The organism is Klebsiella sp. C283 (genome assembly GCF_048822555.1).
Lineage (GTDB): Bacteria > Pseudomonadota > Gammaproteobacteria > Enterobacterales > Enterobacteriaceae > Klebsiella > Klebsiella quasipneumoniae.
In genome coordinates this window covers 111292-128575 of record NZ_JBMEZS010000005.1, presented here as the reverse complement: position 1 = coordinate 128575, position 17284 = coordinate 111292, and the positions used below count along the sequence as shown (strand labels likewise).

General features: G+C 58.6%; 16 protein-coding genes and 5 tRNA genes. 14 read left to right on the top strand and 7 right to left on the bottom strand.

Features of this window, described 5'->3' with window-relative positions:
* Positions 1-11: 11 nt before the first annotated feature.
* The 14 genes from recX (at position 12) to ACOI7Z_RS11205 (ending at position 9740) form a co-directional block, all read left to right on the top strand.
* A complete protein-coding gene (gene recX / locus ACOI7Z_RS11270) occupies positions 12-512 on the top strand; it encodes a recombination regulator RecX (RefSeq protein ID WP_023290764.1) in 501 nt (166 codons plus the stop codon).
* A 250-nt stretch (positions 513-762) separates the two neighbouring features.
* Positions 763-3390 carry an alanine--tRNA ligase gene (alaS, locus tag ACOI7Z_RS11265; protein WP_065883428.1) on the top strand — a complete coding sequence of 876 codons (2628 nt, stop codon included), beginning with the start codon at positions 763-765 and terminating at the stop codon, positions 3388-3390.
* Between the two features lie 363 nt (positions 3391-3753).
* The gene (csrA, locus tag ACOI7Z_RS11260; protein ID WP_000906486.1) at positions 3754-3939 is read left to right on the top strand and encodes a carbon storage regulator CsrA; all 186 of its coding nucleotides are present in this window, start codon (positions 3754-3756) and stop codon (positions 3937-3939) included.
* Between the two features lie 320 nt (positions 3940-4259).
* Positions 4260-4352 (top strand) — tRNA-Ser (locus tag ACOI7Z_RS11255).
* Between the two features lie 4 nt (positions 4353-4356).
* Positions 4357-4433 (top strand) — tRNA-Arg (locus ACOI7Z_RS11250).
* A 150-nt stretch (positions 4434-4583) separates the two neighbouring features.
* Positions 4584-4660 (top strand) — tRNA-Arg (locus ACOI7Z_RS11245).
* A 61-nt stretch (positions 4661-4721) separates the two neighbouring features.
* Positions 4722-4798 (top strand) — tRNA-Arg (locus ACOI7Z_RS11240).
* Positions 4799-4894: 96 nt separating this feature from the next.
* Positions 4895-4971: transfer RNA gene (locus ACOI7Z_RS11235), tRNA-Arg, on the top strand.
* A 222-nt stretch (positions 4972-5193) separates the two neighbouring features.
* Entirely contained in the window at positions 5194-5508 is a 315-nt protein-coding gene (locus ACOI7Z_RS11230) for a BON domain-containing protein (protein WP_023290762.1), read from the top strand.
* A 125-nt stretch (positions 5509-5633) separates the two neighbouring features.
* Positions 5634-6200 carry a fructose-1-phosphate/6-phosphogluconate phosphatase gene (yqaB, locus tag ACOI7Z_RS11225; RefSeq protein WP_065883426.1) on the top strand — a complete coding sequence of 189 codons (567 nt, stop codon included), beginning with the start codon at positions 5634-5636 and terminating at the stop codon, positions 6198-6200.
* Positions 6197-6625, top strand: coding sequence for a YqaA family protein (locus tag ACOI7Z_RS11220; RefSeq protein ID WP_086076426.1), 429 nt, complete (start codon positions 6197-6199; stop codon positions 6623-6625). The genes yqaB and ACOI7Z_RS11220 overlap by 4 nt, the downstream gene beginning before the upstream one ends.
* Before the next feature lie 66 nt (positions 6626-6691).
* Complete coding sequence (gene gshA / locus ACOI7Z_RS11215; RefSeq protein WP_049013824.1) at positions 6692-8248, top strand: glutamate--cysteine ligase; 1557 nt, start codon at positions 6692-6694, stop codon at positions 8246-8248.
* Positions 8249-8404: 156 nt separating this feature from the next.
* Positions 8405-8920, top strand: coding sequence for an S-ribosylhomocysteine lyase (gene luxS / locus ACOI7Z_RS11210; RefSeq protein ID WP_023290759.1), 516 nt, complete (start codon positions 8405-8407; stop codon positions 8918-8920).
* 52 nt (positions 8921-8972) lie between these two features.
* Complete coding sequence (locus ACOI7Z_RS11205) at positions 8973-9740, top strand: AraC family transcriptional regulator (protein ID WP_032456498.1); 768 nt, start codon at positions 8973-8975, stop codon at positions 9738-9740.
* Here ACOI7Z_RS11205 and leuA read toward each other — a convergent pair.
* From leuA to proX, 7 genes are all read right to left on the bottom strand, one after another.
* Positions 9719-11395 carry a 2-isopropylmalate synthase gene (gene leuA, locus ACOI7Z_RS11200; RefSeq protein ID WP_087849607.1) on the bottom strand — a complete coding sequence of 559 codons (1677 nt, stop codon included), beginning with the start codon at positions 11393-11395 and terminating at the stop codon, positions 9719-9721. The two genes, ACOI7Z_RS11205 and leuA, sit on opposite strands and share 22 nt — an antisense overlap.
* A 136-nt stretch (positions 11396-11531) precedes the next feature.
* Positions 11532-13070: a multidrug efflux MFS transporter permease subunit EmrB gene (emrB, locus tag ACOI7Z_RS11195; RefSeq protein ID WP_002914342.1), complete on the bottom strand. Its 1539-nt coding sequence runs from the start codon at positions 13068-13070 to the stop codon at positions 11532-11534.
* 15 nt (positions 13071-13085) lie between these two features.
* Entirely contained in the window at positions 13086-14258 is a 1173-nt protein-coding gene (emrA, locus tag ACOI7Z_RS11190; RefSeq protein WP_004205697.1) for a multidrug efflux MFS transporter periplasmic adaptor subunit EmrA, read from the bottom strand.
* Positions 14259-14383: 125 nt separating this feature from the next.
* Positions 14384-14914, bottom strand: coding sequence for a transcriptional repressor MprA (mprA, locus tag ACOI7Z_RS11185; RefSeq protein ID WP_002914337.1), 531 nt, complete (start codon positions 14912-14914; stop codon positions 14384-14386).
* Between the two features lie 90 nt (positions 14915-15004).
* Positions 15005-15340 (bottom strand): L-valine transporter subunit YgaH, encoded by a 336-nt coding sequence (gene ygaH / locus ACOI7Z_RS11180; protein WP_004205699.1) that lies wholly within the window; start codon positions 15338-15340, stop codon positions 15005-15007.
* Positions 15330-16076 (bottom strand): AzlC family ABC transporter permease, encoded by a 747-nt coding sequence (locus tag ACOI7Z_RS11175; protein ID WP_023290756.1) that lies wholly within the window; start codon positions 16074-16076, stop codon positions 15330-15332. The genes ygaH and ACOI7Z_RS11175 overlap by 11 nt, the downstream gene beginning before the upstream one ends.
* Positions 16077-16256: 180 nt before the next feature.
* Positions 16257-17255 carry a glycine betaine/L-proline ABC transporter substrate-binding protein ProX gene (gene proX, locus ACOI7Z_RS11170; protein ID WP_023290755.1) on the bottom strand — a complete coding sequence of 333 codons (999 nt, stop codon included), beginning with the start codon at positions 17253-17255 and terminating at the stop codon, positions 16257-16259.
* Positions 17256-17284: the final 29 nt, after the last annotated feature.

Here is a 17284-nt window from a genome sequence, read left to right as displayed (position 1 = left end):
TTGAGGTGCCTGTGACTGAACCTTCATCACGCCGATCCGGCTATGCTCGTCTGCTGGACCGCGCTATCCGTATCCTGGCGATGCGCGACCACAGCGAACAGGAGCTGCGGCGCAAACTGGCCGCTCCGGTGATGAGCAAAAACGGCCCCGAGGCGCTGGACGTCACCCCTGAAGAGCTGGAGCAGGTGGTGGCCTGGTGTATCGAAAACCGCTATCTCGACGATAATCGTTTTGTCGGCCAGTTCATCGCCAGCCGGAGCCGCAAAGGCTATGGCCCCGCGCGCATTCGTCAGGAGCTCAGCCAGAAAGGCATTGCGCGCCAGGCCGTTGAACAGGCGATGCGCGAATGCGATATCGACTGGGTGAGCCTTGCCAGGGCGCAGGCGCAGCGTAAATACGGTGAACCGTTACCATCCGCCTTTACTGAAAAAGTGAAAATCCAGCGATTCCTGCTGTACCGTGGCTACCTGATGGAAGATATCCAGGAAATCTGGCGAAATTTTGCAGATTGACCCATCCGGGATTTTACTTCGCCGTAAAGAAAACTTATCTTATTCCCACTTTATTCCGTCGGGCCGCTGGTTGTGACAGTGCAGGCAGCGTCCTGGGCGATTATTCCTTTACACAAAATCATTCAAGCTGCATCAGGGCGGCAAGAGAGACTATCTTCCGCAGCGCACGTCAGTTCGGTGCCGGAAGAGCAAGCGCAGCCAGGACAGAGGCGACTTGAAGGATGACGTGTAGCTTGATTTCAGGATAATTATGAGCAAGAGCACCGCTGAGATCCGTCAGGCGTTTCTCGACTTTTTCCATAGCAAGGGACATCAGGTAGTTGCCAGCAGCTCCCTGGTGCCGCACAACGATCCGACCCTGCTGTTTACCAACGCAGGGATGAACCAGTTCAAGGATGTCTTCCTTGGTCTCGACAAACGTAATTATTCGCGTGCGACCACCGCGCAGCGTTGCGTGCGTGCGGGTGGTAAACACAACGATCTGGAAAACGTCGGTTACACCGCGCGTCACCACACCTTCTTTGAAATGCTGGGCAACTTTAGCTTCGGCGACTACTTCAAGCAGGATGCCATCAAATACGCGTGGGAACTGCTGACCGGTGAGAACTGGTTCGCGCTGCCGAAAGAGAAGCTGTGGGTCACCGTTTACGAGACCGATGACGAAGCATTCGACATCTGGGCCAATGAAGTAGGCGTCCCGCGCGAGCGAATCATCCGCATCGGCGACAACAAAGGCGCGCCGTTTGCTTCAGACAACTTCTGGCAGATGGGCGACACCGGTCCGTGCGGCCCGTGCACCGAAATCTTCTTTGACCACGGCGATCACATCTGGGGCGGCCCTCCGGGAAGCCCGGAAGAAGACGGCGACCGCTACATTGAGATCTGGAACATCGTCTTCATGCAGTTCAACCGTCAGGCTGACGGCACCATGGAGCCGCTGCCGAAGCCGTCCGTCGACACCGGTATGGGCCTGGAGCGTATTGCCGCGGTGCTGCAGCACGTTAACTCCAACTATGACATCGACCTGTTCCGCGATCTGATCGCCAGCGTGGCGAAAGTCACCGGCGCCACCGATCTGACGAACAAGTCGCTGCGCGTTATCGCCGACCACATTCGCTCCTGCGCCTTCCTGATCGCTGACGGCGTTATCCCGTCGAATGAAAACCGCGGCTACGTGCTGCGTCGCATCATTCGCCGCGCGATCCGTCACGGCAACATGCTGGGCGCGAAGGACACTTTCTTCTGGAAACTGGTTGCCCCGCTGATTGCCGTGATGGGCTCCGCCGGCGAAGAGCTGAAGCAGCAGCAGGCTCAGGTTGAGCAGGTGCTGAAAACCGAAGAAGAGCAGTTCGCCCGTACTCTGGAGCGCGGACTGGCGCTGCTGGATGAAGAGCTGTCGAAGCTGAAAGGCGACACCCTGGATGGCGAAACCGCCTTCCGTCTGTACGACACCTACGGCTTCCCGGTCGACCTGACCGCGGACGTCTGCCGCGAGCGCAACATCAAGGTTGACGAAGCCGGCTTTGAGGCCGCCATGGAAGAGCAGCGCCGCCGCGCGCGCGAGTCCAGCGGTTTCGGCGCGGACTACAACGCGATGATCCGCGTTGACAGCGCCTCTGAATTTAAAGGTTACGATCGTCTGGAGCTGAACGGCAAAGTGACGGCGCTGTTTATCGACGGCAAAGCGGTGGATAGCGTCAGCGCGGGTCAGGAAGCCGTGGTGATCCTCGACCAGACCCCGTTCTATGCGGAGTCCGGCGGCCAGGTGGGCGATAAAGGCGAACTGAAAGGCGCGGGCTTCTCCTTCGCGGTCAGCGACACGCAGAAGTACGGCCAGGCCATTGGTCATATCGGTAAAGTCGCCAGCGGCTCCCTGAAAGTGGGCGACGCGGTGCAGGCCGATGTGGACGAGGCTCGCCGTCAGCGTATCCGTCTGAACCACTCCGCGACGCACCTGATGCACGCGGCGCTGCGCCAGGTGCTCGGCACCCATGTGGCGCAGAAAGGCTCGCTGGTCAACGATAAAGCGCTGCGCTTTGATTTCTCGCATTTCGAAGCGATGAAGCCGGAAGAGATTCGTGCAGTGGAAGATCTGGTCAACGCGCAGATCCGTCGTAACCTGGCTATCGAAACCAACATTATGGATATCGATGCCGCGCGCGCATCCGGCGCCATGGCGCTGTTCGGCGAGAAATACGATGACCGCGTCCGCGTGCTGCAGATGGGCGACTTCTCCACTGAACTGTGCGGCGGGACTCACGCGGCGCGTACCGGTGATATCGGCCTGTTCCGCATCACGTCTGAGTCCGGTACCGCCGCTGGCGTGCGCCGTATCGAAGCGGTGACTGGTGAGGGCGCGATAGCCATGCTGCACGCGCAGAGCGATCAGCTCAGCGATATCGCACAACTGCTGAAGGGCGACAGCCACAATCTCGGAGAGAAAGTTCGCGCCGCGCTGGAGCGTACCCGTCAGCTGGAAAAAGAGCTGCAGCAGCTGAAAGAGCAGGCTGCGGCGCAGGAGAGCGCAAACCTCTCCAGCAAAGCGGAAGAGATTAACGGCGTTAAGCTGCTGGTCAGCGAACTGGCCGGCGTGGAGCCGAAGATGCTGCGTACCATGGTTGACGACCTGAAGAACCAGCTGGGTTCGACGGTTGTGGTGTTGGCTACGGTCGCAGACGGTAAAGTTTCCCTGATTGCCGGTGTGTCTAAGGATGTGACAGATCGCGTGAAGGCTGGGGAGCTGGTTGGTATGGTCGCTCAGCAGGTGGGCGGTAAAGGGGGCGGTCGTCCGGATATGGCGCAGGCCGGTGGTACCGATGCGTCTGCTCTCCCTGCAGCGTTAGCCAGTGTGAAAGGCTGGGTCAGCGCAAAACTGTAATAACTATAAGCGCATATACCCTAAATAATTCGAGTTGCAGGAAGGCGGCGACGCAGCGAATCCCCAGGAGCTTACTCAAGTAAGTGACTGGGGGGAGCGAGGAAAGCCAACACACATGCAACCTGAAGTATAACGGGTATAGGTGCCGTAACCTCAGGGAAATGGCACCTTGCGCGAGAAACACCGATAACGATAAAGTCGGGTTGAAATTGTGTATATCGGCTAAACTTAGGTTTAACAGAATGTGATGCCATGACTGCTTATACCGCAAGGTATTTGTCATCGCTTACTTTTTGGCGTTATATGATGGATAATGCCGGGATACGAGAGACCCGACTCTTTTAATCTTTCAAGGAGCAAAGAATGCTGATTCTGACTCGTCGAGTTGGTGAGACCCTCATGATTGGAGATGAGGTCACTGTGACAGTTTTAGGGGTGAAGGGTAACCAGGTTCGTATTGGCGTAAACGCCCCTAAAGAAGTATCTGTTCACCGTGAAGAGATCTACCAGCGTATTCAGGCTGAAAAATCCCAGCAGTCCAGTTACTAAGGTTTCCGCGCCTCGCTGTTCAGTGAGGCGCATCACTTACCGCCGCTTTTTCCCTTTTTCTGTTTTTCCCCTGCGCCATACCGCTTTTCATCACCCTTTGCTGCTTTGGTCGTTTGGCGTTATGCCTGCTTCAGGGCGGATTTCCTGTTGATAAATTGCCCTTTTTGCCGTTTTTGCACGCGAATTGCGTGCGAAGTGTGCAAACGAAAAAAGGTCTCGAAAAAGTGTTTGACTTATAAGTACCAGAAAGTAATATGTGCGCCATCGCAGCGACGAAGAGCAGAAACAAGTTCTTCGAAGCACTCGAAAGAGGCGTGTGTGGTGAGGTGGCCGAGAGGCTGAAGGCGCTCCCCTGCTAAGGGAGTATGCGGTCAAAAGCTGCATCCGGGGTTCGAATCCCCGCCTCACCGCCATTTTGCATCCGTAGCTCAGCTGGATAGAGTACTCGGCTACGAACCGAGCGGTCGGAGGTTCGAATCCTCCCGGATGCACCATCTTCTTTCTGAATGAAGAGAGAAGAGCGCTGTGAAAGCAGCGGCCCGCAGTGCGAGGCATAATCGAGTCACTCTACCGATTAGGCCGTCATACTCAGTGTGGCATGTGTTAGTTGTGACACTGACGCGTAGTAAAGCAAGTTTCCCGATGCATCCGTAGCTCAGCTGGATAGAGTACTCGGCTACGAACCGAGCGGTCGGAGGTTCGAATCCTCCCGGATGCACCATTCTTTAATAAGAATGGCAAATCGCGAAATTTGATATCAGAATTACAGCAGTAATCCCGATGCATCCGTAGCTCAGCTGGATAGAGTACTCGGCTACGAACCGAGCGGTCGGAGGTTCGAATCCTCCCGGATGCACCATATTCTCCTTAGTAACAGCAACATTGTTGTTATCTGGTTTGCGAAACCATCGTAAGTGCCAGGAGAGTAACCCCGCAGTAAAATAGCTTTCCCGATGCATCCGTAGCTCAGCTGGATAGAGTACTCGGCTACGAACCGAGCGGTCGGAGGTTCGAATCCTCCCGGATGCACCATATTCTCCTTAATAACAGCGACGATGTTGTTACATAGGCTGCGAAATTATCGCAGCACCCGTTCTGAATGCATCATCTTCACTCTTCTCTCACCATCCCGATAACCGCGTTTTCCATCCCAGTTTCATCCGACTTTTTTTATTGGCAAGCCGCGCTTTCCACTATAATTTATCCTTGTATATCAGCGTTATCAGGCTGAGATAAATGCAAGGAGAGAAATCCATGAAATGGTTCAAAGCAATACCTGCTTTTTGCGCGACGCTGCTGGTGGCGACGGTCCTCGCTGGCTGTGCCGGTTCGTCCACCAAAGAAAGTACCGGCGGTTACATTGACGATACCGTGGTGACCACTAAGGTGAAAACGGCGCTCTTTAACGATAAAGACATCAAGTCCTCTGAAATCAGCGTCCAGACCTTTAAAGGCCGCGTCCAGCTGAGCGGATTTGTCTCCTCCGCGGAAAGCGCTAAACGGGCGGTGGAAGTCACCCGTCGGGTGCAGGGTGTGCGAATGGTCGAAAACGATCTGCGTATTAAATAAGGCCGGCTATCCGGTCTGATGCCTGAAGGCGCCTGTGGGCGCCTTTGTCGTCTGCGCCGCTGGCCGCGACAACGACCGGCTTTTGCGTTACAGTAACCATTCATTAACCGGTTGGTGAGAAGACGATGTACGAAGGTTACGCAGGACTGATCTTTGATATGGATGGCACCATCCTCGATACCGAGCCGACCCACCGTCAGGCATGGAACGAGGTGCTGGGCCGCTACGGTATGCGTTTCGACGAACAGGCGATGGTCGCCCTCAATGGCTCACCGACCTGGCGGATTGCCCAAGCGATTATTGAACTCAACCAGGCGGATCTCGATCCACATCGCCTGGCGCAGGAAAAAACCCTGGCCGTTAAGGCGATGCTGCTGGATAGCGTACGCCCATTGCCGCTGATCGAGGTGGTCAAAACGTGGCACGGCCGTCGCCCGATGTCGGTCGGCACCGGTAGTGAAAGCGCCGTCGCCGAAGCGCTGCTGGCGCACCTGGGCCTGCGTCATTACTTCTCCGCGGTGGTGGCGGCCGATCATGTGGTCAACCATAAACCCGCGCCCGATACCTTCCTGCTGTGCGCCGAGCGCATGGGCGTCGCGCCGGAAAAATGCGTGGTCTTCGAAGATGCCGACTTTGGTCTGCAGGCGGCGAAGCGCGCGGGAATGGACGCTGTAGACGTGCGTTTGCTGTGAGTGACGCGCTGTCACTCCTCTCGCTGTTTGCCAGTAGCTTTTTAAGCGCCACGCTGCTTCCCGGCAATTCGGAGGTTGTGCTGGTTGCGATGCTTCTTACGGGGGTTAGTCATCCGTGGTGGTTAGTATTAATAGCAACAATCGGCAATAGCCTTGGAGGGGTAACTAACGTTATTCTGGGGCGCCTGTTTCCGCTGCGTAAAACCTCGCGCTGGCAGGAGCGGGCGGCCGGCTGGCTTAAGCGCTACGGCGCGGTGACGCTGTTGCTAAGCTGGGCGCCGGTTGTCGGCGATTTACTGTGTTTGCTGGCGGGATGGATGCGCATTTCCTGGGGACCGGTACTCTTTTTCTTATGCCTTGGAAAGGCGCTGCGCTATATGGTCATTGCGGCAGCGACGCTTCAGGGCATGACGTGGTGGCACTAATTGGACTGATAGTTCATCCATTACAATTATGCTTATTCAAACGATTTCGACAGGCGGGAGGTCAAATTGATCCCGGACGTATCACAGGCGCTGGCCTGGCTGGAAAAACATCCGCAGGCCCTGCAGGGTATTCAACGTGGTCTGGAGCGGGAGACGCTGCGCGTGAACGCAGACGGTACGCTGGCGACGACCGGTCACCCTCTGGCGTTAGGCTCAGCGCTGACGCATAAATGGATTACCACCGATTTTGCCGAAGCTTTACTCGAGTTTATTACGCCGGTGGACGGCGATATTGAGCATATGCTGACCTTTATGCGCGATGTCCATCGCTATACTGCGCGTCAGCTTGGTGACGAGCGGATGTGGCCGCTGAGCATGCCCTGCTATATCGCCCCCGGTCAGGATATTGAGCTGGCGCAGTACGGCACCTCTAACGTGGGACGCCTGAAAACGCTGTATCGCGAGGGGCTGAAGAACCGCTACGGCGCGCTGATGCAGACTATCTCCGGCGTGCACTATAACTTCTCGCTGCCGATGACGTTCTGGCAGGCGAAGTGCGGTGTGGAAGACGCTGAAAGCGGGAAAGAGGCCATTTCGGCAGGCTATTTCCGCACGATTCGTAACTACTATCGCTTTGGCTGGGTGATCCCGTATCTGTTCGGCGCCTCGCCGGCGATTTGCTCTTCATTCCTGCAAGGAAAGCCGACGACGCTGCCCTTTGAGGAGACGGGCAACGGCATGTACTACCTGCCGTACGCCACCTCGCTGCGCCTCAGCGACCTCGGTTATACCAATAAGTCGCAAAGCAATCTCGGAATTACGTTTAACGATCTGCACGAGTATGTGGCAGGATTGAAGCGCGCGATTAAAACGCCGTCGGAAGAGTACGCCAAAATCGGGCTGGAAAAAGACGGTAAGTATCTGCAGATCAACAGCAATATCCTGCAGATTGAAAACGAACTCTATGCGCCGATCCGCCCGAAACGCGTCACCCGTCGGGGCGAAACCCCGTCCGATGCGCTGCTGCGCGGCGGCATTGAGTACATTGAAGTGCGTTCGCTGGATATCAACCCGTTCTCGCCGATCGGCGTTGACGCCCAGCAGGTGCGTTTCCTCGATCTGTTTATGGTTTGGTGCGCGCTGGCCGACGCGCCGGAGATGAGCAGCGATGAGCTGCTGTGCACCCGCACCAACTGGAATCGGGTGATTCTGGAAGGCCGTAAGCCGGGCTTAACGTTGGGCATCGGCTGCGAAAGCGCGCAGTTCCCGCTGGCGCAGGTAGGTAAAGATCTGTTCCGCGATTTACGCCGCGTGGCGCAGACGCTGGACAGCATTCACGGCGGCGAGGCCTATCAACAGGTCTGCGATGAGCTGCTGGCCTGTTTTGACGATCCGGAATTAACCTTCTCAGCCCGCATTCTGCGTTCTATGATTGAAGAAGGGATTGGCGGAACCGGCCGTGCGCTGGCCGATCGTTACCGGACCCAGCTGCGTGAAGAGCCGCTGGAGATTCTGAGCGAAGAAGATTTCATCGCCGAGCGCGACGCGTCGGTGGCGCGACAGAAGAAAGTAGAAGCGGAAGACAGCGAGCCGTTTGAGGCGCTGTTGGCGCGGCACGCGTAGCGCTGGAAAAGAAAAAGGCCACATCACTGTGGCCAAACTTTCATCTCTGATTCAGGGATGATGATGATAATAAATGCGCGTATTTCATATACTGAGACTCGCGGCTGAACAAAGAGTTCATTTTATTTTAAAAAAATTCACTCCCGGAGGTGACGAATGCCGTTGTTAGATAGTTTCACAGTCGACCATACCCGAATGGAAGCCCCAGCGGTGCGTGTCGCGAAGAAAATGAACACGCCGCATGGCGATGAAATCACCGTATTCGATCTGCGCTTCTGCGTGCCGAACCAGGAAGTGATGCCGGAGCGCGGTATCCACACCCTGGAGCACCTGTTCGCCGGCTTTATGCGCGATCACCTGAACGGGAATGGCGTGGAAATTATCGACATTTCGCCGATGGGCTGCCGCACCGGGTTCTATATGAGCCTGATTGGTACGCCGGACGAGCAGCGCGTCGCCGACGCCTGGAAAGCGGCGATGGCCGACGTGCTGAAGGTGCAAGATCAGAACCAGATCCCGGAGCTGAACGTCTACCAGTGCGGGACCTATACCATGCACTCGCTGGAAGAGGCGCAGGAGATCGCTCGTCATATCATTGAGCGCGATGTGCGCATCAACAGCAACGACGAACTGGCGTTGCCGAAAGAAAAACTGCAGGAACTGCACATCTAGTGCTTCCGCCGCGGCCCGACGCCTGTCGCCGGGCCGCTCTCCCGACGCCGCCATGACGACCACCACCACCTTCTCCTTTCAGCACCGCCCGCTGGTGCCCTTTGCCCATGATTACGCTCACGGTGACCAGGAAGACTGGCATCAGCATGACTGCGCCCAACTGCTGCATATTTTAAGCGGCGTGGTGCGGGTGGCGACGCCGGCAGGCTACTGGGTGGTGCCGCCCGGGCGCGGCGTCTGGCTGCCGGCGGGAACGCCCCACGCGCTGCGCATGACCGGCAACGTCGCGGCGCGCACGTTGTTTATCGATCCGCTGGCGCGCGCCGATCTTCCGGCGGGCTGCCAGATCGTACAGATCACGCCGCTGCTGCGGGAACTGATCGTCTCTTCGCTGGCGCTGGCCGAGCGCTATGCCCCCGCCAGCCGCGACGAACGGATTTATGAGCTGATCCTCGATGAGATCCGCGGGATGGCGATCCTGCCGTTTGGCCTGCCGGAGCCGCAAAGCGAAACGCTGCGCCGGCTGTGTCAGCAGGTGCGCGAGGCGCCGGGCGACGTCTGGAGCAGCAGCCAGGCGGCGAAGGCGTGCAGCATGAGCGAGCGAACCCTGAACCGCCATTTTCAGCAGCAGACTAGCCTGACGTGGCGCGAGTGGGTGCGACGGGCGAAGCTAATGGAAGCGCTGATTCGCCTGGCGCAGGGCCACTCCGTCCTGCGGGTGGCGCTGGAGCTGGGCTACGGCAGCCACAGCGCCTTCAGCGCCATGTTTCGTCGGGTAATGGGCGTCGCCCCCAGCGACTATTTTCGTCCGCCGGCCTGATCGGCGGCGCTGAGCGCATTGCACAGCGCCTGCAGCGAGGCGCGCGCCACGTCATTATCGATACCCACGCCCCAGTAGCTTTCTCCTTGCGGAAAAACGCAGCGGATATAGGCCACCGACCGGCTGTCGCTGCGCGCGCCGAGGGTATGCTCATGATAGTCCTTGATCATAAACGGCTGCCGAAACAGCGCGCTGAGGCCGCTGGCGGCGGCGGAGAGCAGGCCGTTGCCCTGGCCCTGCAGGCGTCGGGTTTCGCCGTGGTGACGCAGCGTCGCCTGCAGGGACAGCTGGCCATCCTGCTGGCTGGCGCTCTGATAATCGACCAGCGTCAGCGCAGGCTGCGCCTGCAGCCCGTAGCGCGTGCGGAACAGCTGCCACAGCGCATGGTGGGTCATCTCTTTGCCGTCGCTATCGGTGGCCTGCTGAACGTGCTGGCTGAAGTCCTGCTGCAGCCCGCGGGGCAGCTTCAGACCATGATTTTGTTCGATAAGCCAGGCGCTGCCGCTTTTCCCCGACTGGCTGTTGACGCGGATCACCGCCTCATAACTGCAGCCAATATCCTGCGGGTCAATGGGCAGGTAGGGCATTCGCCATGGGTCGCCAGGCTGACGGGCATCAAACCCTTTTTTGATCGCATCCTGATGGGAACCGGAGAAGGCGGTGTAGGCCAGACTTCCCGCCCACGGGTGGCGCGGGTGCACGGGGATCTGATTGCAGTTTTCCACCACTTCCACCACCCGGTTCATCTGCTCGAAGCGAAGCTCAGGGTCGACGCCCTGGCTGTAGAGGTTCATCGCCAGCGTCACCAGGCAGACGTTGCCGGTGCGTTCGCCGTTGCCGAACAGGCAGCCTTCCACCCGGTCGGCGCCGGCCATCACCGCCAGCTCGGCGCTGGCGACGCCGGTACCGCGGTCATTGTGAGGATGCACGCTGATGCAGACCTCGCCGCGGCGGGAGAAGTGGCGGCAAAAGTACTCGATCTGATCGGCATAGACGTTGGGGGTGTTGACCTCCACCGTCGCCGGCAGATTGACGATCATCGGTCGCTCGGCGCAGGGCTGCCAGACGTCCGCCACCGCTTCGCAAATCTCGAGCGCAAACGCCGGTTCGGTGAAGCAGAAGGTTTCAGGCGAATATTCATATTGCCAGCGGGTCTCCGGCTGTTGTTCGCACTGCTGGCGGATAAGCCGGGTGGCGCGGGTCGCGAGGGCGATCACCTCGGCCTTGTCCATGCCGAAAACCAGTTCGCGGAACAGCGGCGCGGTGGCGTTGTAGAGGTGGACGGTGGCCCGGCGGGCGCCGCGCAGCGCTTCAAAGGTACGCAGGATCAGCGGGTCCCGTGCCTGGGTCAGCACCTGGATGGTGACCTCCTCCGGGATGCGCTGTTCGTCAATCAGCCGGCGGACAAAGTTGAAATCGGTTTGCGAGGCGGAAGGGAAGGCGACCTCAATCTCTTTAAAGCCGCACTCCAGCAGCAGATCCCAGAACTGCAGTTTGCGGGCGCTGTCCATGGGCTCCGCCAGCGCCTGGTTGCCGTCGCGCAGGTCGGTCGACAGCCAGCGCGGGGCGTGGCTGATTTGCCGGTCCGGCCAGCGGCGGTCGGGCAGGGTAATCGGCGGATAGGGACGGTACTTTTCAGCAGGATGGCTCAGCATAGTGTTCTCCTTAATAGTCAGCCTCTATCCTGCCCGAGCGCCGGCTGGCGGGCTTTCGCAAACAAGACAGAAACTAGCGAGAACTGGACAACCTGACGCCGTAAAAAAGGGACCCGCAGGTCCCTTAATGTGAGGCTTAGTGCGCGCCGCCGCCGCCGCCGCCGGCGCTGAACGGGGGTCTGGCGAACCACACCAGTCCCAACAGCAGGATGAAAATGGCCGCTGAGATCCAGAAGATTTCGTTGGCGGAGATAATCAGCCCCTGGTTGGTTATCTGCTGCGCTATCCAGCCGGACGCCTGCTGCTGCGTCATTCCCATCCCCTGCAGCTGATCGTAGATCTGCTGCGCGTTGGGGTTGAACGGCGTCACCGATTCGGTGAGCTGCGCATGGTGCAGCGCCTCGCGGTTGGTCCACAGGGTGGTGGTGATCGAGGTCCCGATGGAGCCGGCAAGGGTACGGGTGAAGTTCGACAAGCTCGACGCCGCCGCCAGCCGTTCCGGCGGCAGGCCGGAGAGGGTGATGGTGGTCAACGGCATGAAGAAGCAGGCTACCGCGAAGCCCTGGATAAACTGCGGCCACGCCGAGGCGCCAAAGTCCATCCCCGGTTCGAAGGTCCAGGCGCGCCAGTAGAAGCAGACGGCGTACATGATAAAGCTGAAGGTGACCAGCCGTCGCATATCGAGCTTATGCGCAAAGCGGCCGATAATCGGCGACAGGATGACCGGGATCACCCCCACCGGCGCTGACGCCAGGCCGGCCCAGGTCGCAGTGTAGCCGTAGACCTCCTGCAACAGCTGCGGCAGCAGCACGATGGCCCCGAAGTAGAGCATGTAGGCCAGGCTGATACAGAGGCAGCCGATGGTGAAGTTGCGCGACTTAAACAGCGACAGATCGACAATCGGGTTATCGTCGGTCAGCTCCCAGACGATCAGGAAGCTTATCGCCACCACCGCCACGATGGTCAGAATGATAATTTCATTGGAGGAGAACCAGTCCAGCTCTTTACCCCGGTCCAGCATCACCTGCAGGCTACCGATACCGATGATCAGCAGCGCCAGGCCGACGCCGTCGATACGCCGCTGTTCGGTTTTGGTTTCCCGGTTACGCAGGGTCTGCAGGGTCATCAGCACCACCGCCACGCCAATGGGCACGTTGATAAAGAAGATCCATCCCCAGTGGTAGTTATCGCTGATATAGCCGCCGAGGATCGGGCCGCAGATGGGAGCGACGATCACCGTCATCGACCACAGCGCCAGGGCGATAGAGCGTTTCGCCGGCGGATAGTTGCTGAGCAACAGACTTTGCGACAACGGGATCAGCGGCCCGGCAACAATCCCCTGAATGACGCGGAAGAAGATCAGCATCGTCAGGCTGTTGGAGACGCCGCAGGCCCAGGAGGCGATGGCGAAAGCGGTGGTGGACCACAGGAACAGCTTCACCTCGCCCACGCGCTTGGCCAGCCACCCGGTGATCGGAATGGAGATGGCGTTAGCGACCCCGAACGAGGTGATGACCCAGGTCCCCTGGCTCAGCGATGAGCCAAGGTTACCGGCGATGGTCGGGATCGCCACGTTGGCGATAGTGGAATCCAGCACCTGCATGAACGTCGCGAGCGACAGCGCAATGGTCATGATGACCAGTTGCGCGCCTTCCAGCGGTTTTTGCTGTTGCATTACACTCACCCCGAATTATCCGGCGTTGGCCTGAATGATCTCGTCTATCAGTTTATTGACCGGATCGAGAGCGATTTCACGGGCATTGCTCTCGTAGACCGGGGAGCTCCGCACCTGGCTTGCCAGCATTTCGCCATCGCGATCGGTGGTGTTAACTTCCACCAGCGTCGAGAGGCCGATGCGCAGCGGGTGTTCCGCCAGCTGTTTTTCATCCAGCTCGATGCGGACCGGCAAGCGCTGTACCACTTTGATCCAGTTGCCGGTGGCGTTCTGCGCCGGCAGCAGGGAGAAGGCGCTCCCGGTTCCCATATCCAGACCAACCACCTTGCCGGTGTATTTCACGTCATCGCCATAGATGTCGCTGATTACGGTGGCCGGCTGGCCGATGCGCATATGCGCCAGCTGGGTCTCTTTAAAGTTAGCGTCGATCCACAGGTTGGTCGCCGGAACCACCGCCATCAGCGGCGTGGTGGTGCCGATCTGCGCCCCAGGCTGTACCGAGCGGCGGGAAACGTAGCCGCTAATCGGGCTGACGATCTGCGTACGCTGCAGGGCCAGCCAGGCGTTACGCACTTCGGTCGCCGCCTGCAGCACCGCCGGCTGCTGTTCCAGTTTGGTACCCAGCACGATCGCCTGGTTAGCGTTGTACTGCTGGATCGCCACGTCAAGCTCGGCCTGCGCGCTGGCGACGGTGTCGCGGGCGTGCTGCAGCTCTTCGCGGCCGATGAGGTTCGCAGCGCCCAGCGGGATGCGGCGGTTCAGGTCAGCCTGCGCCTGGGCGAGGGCGGTCTTTTTGACGTCAATATTCGCCTGCAGCTGCTTGCTGTTGATCATCTGCTGACGGGTTTGACGCACGCTGGCGGCCAGCTGCGTTTTGGCTTTCTCAAACGCCTGTTGGGCATCGGTCTGATCGAGAGTGACCAGCGGATCGCCTTTCTGCACATAGTCCGTGTTGTCTGCCCAGACTTTGGTCACGCTGCCCGAGACCTGGGCCATAATTTGTACCTGGTTCCCTGCCACGTAGGCATCGTCGGTCTCTTCGTAGTGACGCAGTACCAGAAACCAGTAAATCCCATATGCCACGGCAATAATAATGAAGAGCAATGTCAGCAACAGAAGGGCGCCTTTACGCTTCCCTTTTTTGCTGCCTGGTTGCTGCGGGGTTTGGCTCTCCGCATTTGCGCTCATGTTATTCTCCACGATCTTATTATTTCACATCGGCTGAGCCGACCTGTTTATCAGAAAGGCCAGCAGAGATCTGCTGGCCTGGCTGTTTTCCTTGCAACGTAAAAATGGGCTGAGCGACGCCGCCCTTAGCGTAGAGAGTCCGCCAGCACGCCTTCTTCTTCCATCTGGTCAAGGCGGCTCAGGAGTTTGCGGGTAATATGTTCGAGCTGATCTTTTTCGCTGGTGCTGAGTGAAGACCACAGCTGGTGCAGGCAGTTATGCTGCGGCGGCAGGACTTCACGCAAAAACTGATGGCCCTTTTCGGTCAGCTGCAGATGCAGACAGCGACGATCGTTATCGCTCTCGCGGCGTTCAATCCAGCCGCGTTTTTCCAGTTCATCAGCGATACGGGTGGCGTTGGTACGCGACGAGCCCAGCGCACAGCTCAGCTCGGACGGCTGAATGCTGTGGTTTTCCTGCGACTCCAGCGTAATCAGCGCCATAAATAATGTCTCGTTAATTCCCTGCGCTTTAAGCATTTTATTGCGATTTTCCAGCAGCTTACCTTGCATATGCATGCAAAGACGAGTTAACAGAATCTCCTGGAACGGGAAATCTTCATGGCGGCTGGCGCGGAACTTGAGCATTTGCTCAATGGGAGTAAACGAACTATCCATTTGGGTATGACCTCATTAATTACAGCCGATATAATAACTATTGTGACAAATAAATCAAATGAATTATTGACCAAAATTGATACGCAAAGCTTAGAGCCCGCTGGCGATTTTCCAGGCCAGACCGTAGGCCAACGCCGACAGCAGGGTCGGGATAATAATGCTGCGGGTTTTCCAGAAGGCGCCCCCCAGCACCAGGAAGCCGATCAGCGTCGGCGCCAGGCGATGGGCATCGGCGAGGATCTCCGGCACGCTGGAGACCACCAGCAGCGCGCAAATCGAGGCGATGCCGATGGTATCCAGCAGCACGCTGACCGGGCCACGACGGGCAGGCCGGGCATGACCCGCGCGCAGACGCAGGGGAAGATAACGAAACAGATAGTTCACGCCGCCGACAATCACTCCGAGCAGAAGGACCTCACTGTTCATCCGGCATCCCCTTCAGCATGGCCTGGACCAGCGCCGTCAGACACCCGCAGACAATCCCGGCGAGGATCGCCGCCGGAATGGAAAATAACAGAATGCCGCCCAGCGCGCCCGCCAGCGCCGCCGTGACGCACAGCGATTGCTGGCGCTGGAAAGAGGCCAGCAGGAAGCTCATAAACAGCGCCGGCAGCATAAAGCCGAGCGCGGCTTCCACCGCCGGATAATCCACCAGCAGGCCGTTGCCGGACCAGGCGCCGGCCAGCGTGCCGCACACCCACGATGCCCACGAGGTAAACGCGAGACCGAGCATCCAGTTTTCGCTCCAGCGTCGGTTGTCGCGAACCAGCCTGGCGGTGGCGGCGGCGAAAACCTCATCGGTCAGGCCGAAGGCCCAGAGGGCGGTCTTCTTTTTGTCCAACGCGGTATGAATGCGGCTGCGCAGCGAGGGGCCATATAGCACGTGGCGGACGTCCATCGCCATCACCGTCAGGGCGGCGACCCACAGCGAACTGCCGGCGGCCAGCATGGCGGTGATCACAAACTGGCTGGCGCCGGCGTAAATAATGCAGGAGAAAAACAGGCTTTCCAGCGGGGTGAAACCCAGCCGGGTGGCGTTCAGTCCGAAGGCGAATGCCACCGGAAGGTAGCTGATGACGATGGGGAGACTGTCTTTAATGCCTTCGCCGACGGTAGCGACACGTTCAGATAAGGCACAGGTTAAGGGCGCGGGGTTTTCCATATGAATAACTTATCGCTGGATCCATGTGAAGGTGGCAAATTGACCGATGTCCCCACCTTAACAGAGCGCGACGCGCCTTAACACTATGAAAATGCCCGCAATCCGCTTTTCCATGACCCTGACGGGATGAAAGGCGGGGAAGGGGCCCGGATAAGGCGCCGGGCCTTATCCGGGGGCGGGTTACTGCTGCGCGGCGAGTGCGGCTTTCACCCAGCTGTCGAACAGCGGCTGGTGGGCTTTGATCCAACCATCAACATGACCGTTAATGTCGGCTTCGGAAGCATGGCCTTCGTGCATCATCGCATTCTCGGCGTTGATGTCGGCGATCGGCAGCTTCATGACGCTAAACAGAGTGGCGGCGGCCGGATTTTTCTCCGCCCAGGCTTTGTTGGCGACAATGTGCATGGTGTTGACCGGGAAGCCATAGTTGGCGCCGTTGGCCAGTTTGGTATCGATGTTTTTCTGCTCGCCCGGCAGGGAGGAGAACGGCACCTGCAGCCAGACGACGTCTTTGCCAGGCTTCAGCACGTCGCTAACCCAGTACGGCGTCCAGGTGTAGTAGAGCACCGGTTTACCCTCTTTATAGCGGGCGATGGTGTCGGCCATCATCGCCGCGTAGTTGCCCTGGTTATGGGTGACGGTTTTGCTCAGGCCATAGGCGTCAATCTGGTGGTTAATCACCGCTTCGCAGCCCCAGCCCGGGGTGCAGCCGGTGAGGTCCGCTTTACCGTCGTTGTTAGTATCAAACAGTTTGGCGATCTGCGGATCTTTGAGCTGATCGATAGAGGTGATGTGGTACTGCTCGGCGGTTTTTTTATCGATCAGATAGCCCTGGGCGGCGCCTGAGACGTACACCCCCTTGCGGTAAAATTTGTTATCACCGCCCGCCGCGGCGTACATGTCATCGTGCAGCGGCTGCCAGTTGGTGGCGATAAAGGTAGTATCCCCGGCGGCAATCGAGGTATAGGCGACGTTATAGTCCACTTCGCTCGGTTTTTCGACGGTGTAGCCAAGCTTCTCCAGCGCGCGGCTGACCAGCAGGGTCTGGAAGCTCTCTTCGGAGATAGTGCTCTGCGCCGGCTTGACGGTAATTCCTTTGCCCGGCAGGTCGGCGGCGAAGGCGCTGGTGGCGATCAGGGTGGCAAAGGCGGCGGTGGCCATCATCGTGCTATGTCGCATGGTGGTTCCTCTTATTGTTTAACGGGAAG

Coding starts and splice junctions, on each gene's coding strand:
- ACOI7Z_RS11205 (WP_032456498.1), top strand. CDS start 8,973: ATGACGACCACCACCACCTTCTCCTTTCAGCACCGCCCGCTGGTGCCC.
- emrA (WP_004205697.1), bottom strand. CDS start 14,258: ATGAGCGCAAATGCGGAGAGCCAAACCCCGCAGCAACCAGGCAGCAAA.
- leuA (WP_087849607.1), bottom strand. CDS start 11,395: ATGCTGAGCCATCCTGCTGAAAAGTACCGTCCCTATCCGCCGATTACC.
- ygaH (WP_004205699.1), bottom strand. CDS start 15,340: ATGAACAGTGAGGTCCTTCTGCTCGGAGTGATTGTCGGCGGCGTGAAC.
- mprA (WP_002914337.1), bottom strand. CDS start 14,914: ATGGATAGTTCGTTTACTCCCATTGAGCAAATGCTCAAGTTCCGCGCC.
- emrB (WP_002914342.1), bottom strand. CDS start 13,070: ATGCAACAGCAAAAACCGCTGGAAGGCGCGCAACTGGTCATCATGACC.
- csrA (WP_000906486.1), top strand. CDS start 3,754: ATGCTGATTCTGACTCGTCGAGTTGGTGAGACCCTCATGATTGGAGAT.
- alaS (WP_065883428.1), top strand. CDS start 763: ATGAGCAAGAGCACCGCTGAGATCCGTCAGGCGTTTCTCGACTTTTTC.
- ACOI7Z_RS11175 (WP_023290756.1), bottom strand. CDS start 16,076: ATGGAAAACCCCGCGCCCTTAACCTGTGCCTTATCTGAACGTGTCGCT.
- ACOI7Z_RS11230 (WP_023290762.1), top strand. CDS start 5,194: ATGAAATGGTTCAAAGCAATACCTGCTTTTTGCGCGACGCTGCTGGTG.
- yqaB (WP_065883426.1), top strand. CDS start 5,634: ATGTACGAAGGTTACGCAGGACTGATCTTTGATATGGATGGCACCATC.
- proX (WP_023290755.1), bottom strand. CDS start 17,255: ATGCGACATAGCACGATGATGGCCACCGCCGCCTTTGCCACCCTGATC.
- luxS (WP_023290759.1), top strand. CDS start 8,405: ATGCCGTTGTTAGATAGTTTCACAGTCGACCATACCCGAATGGAAGCC.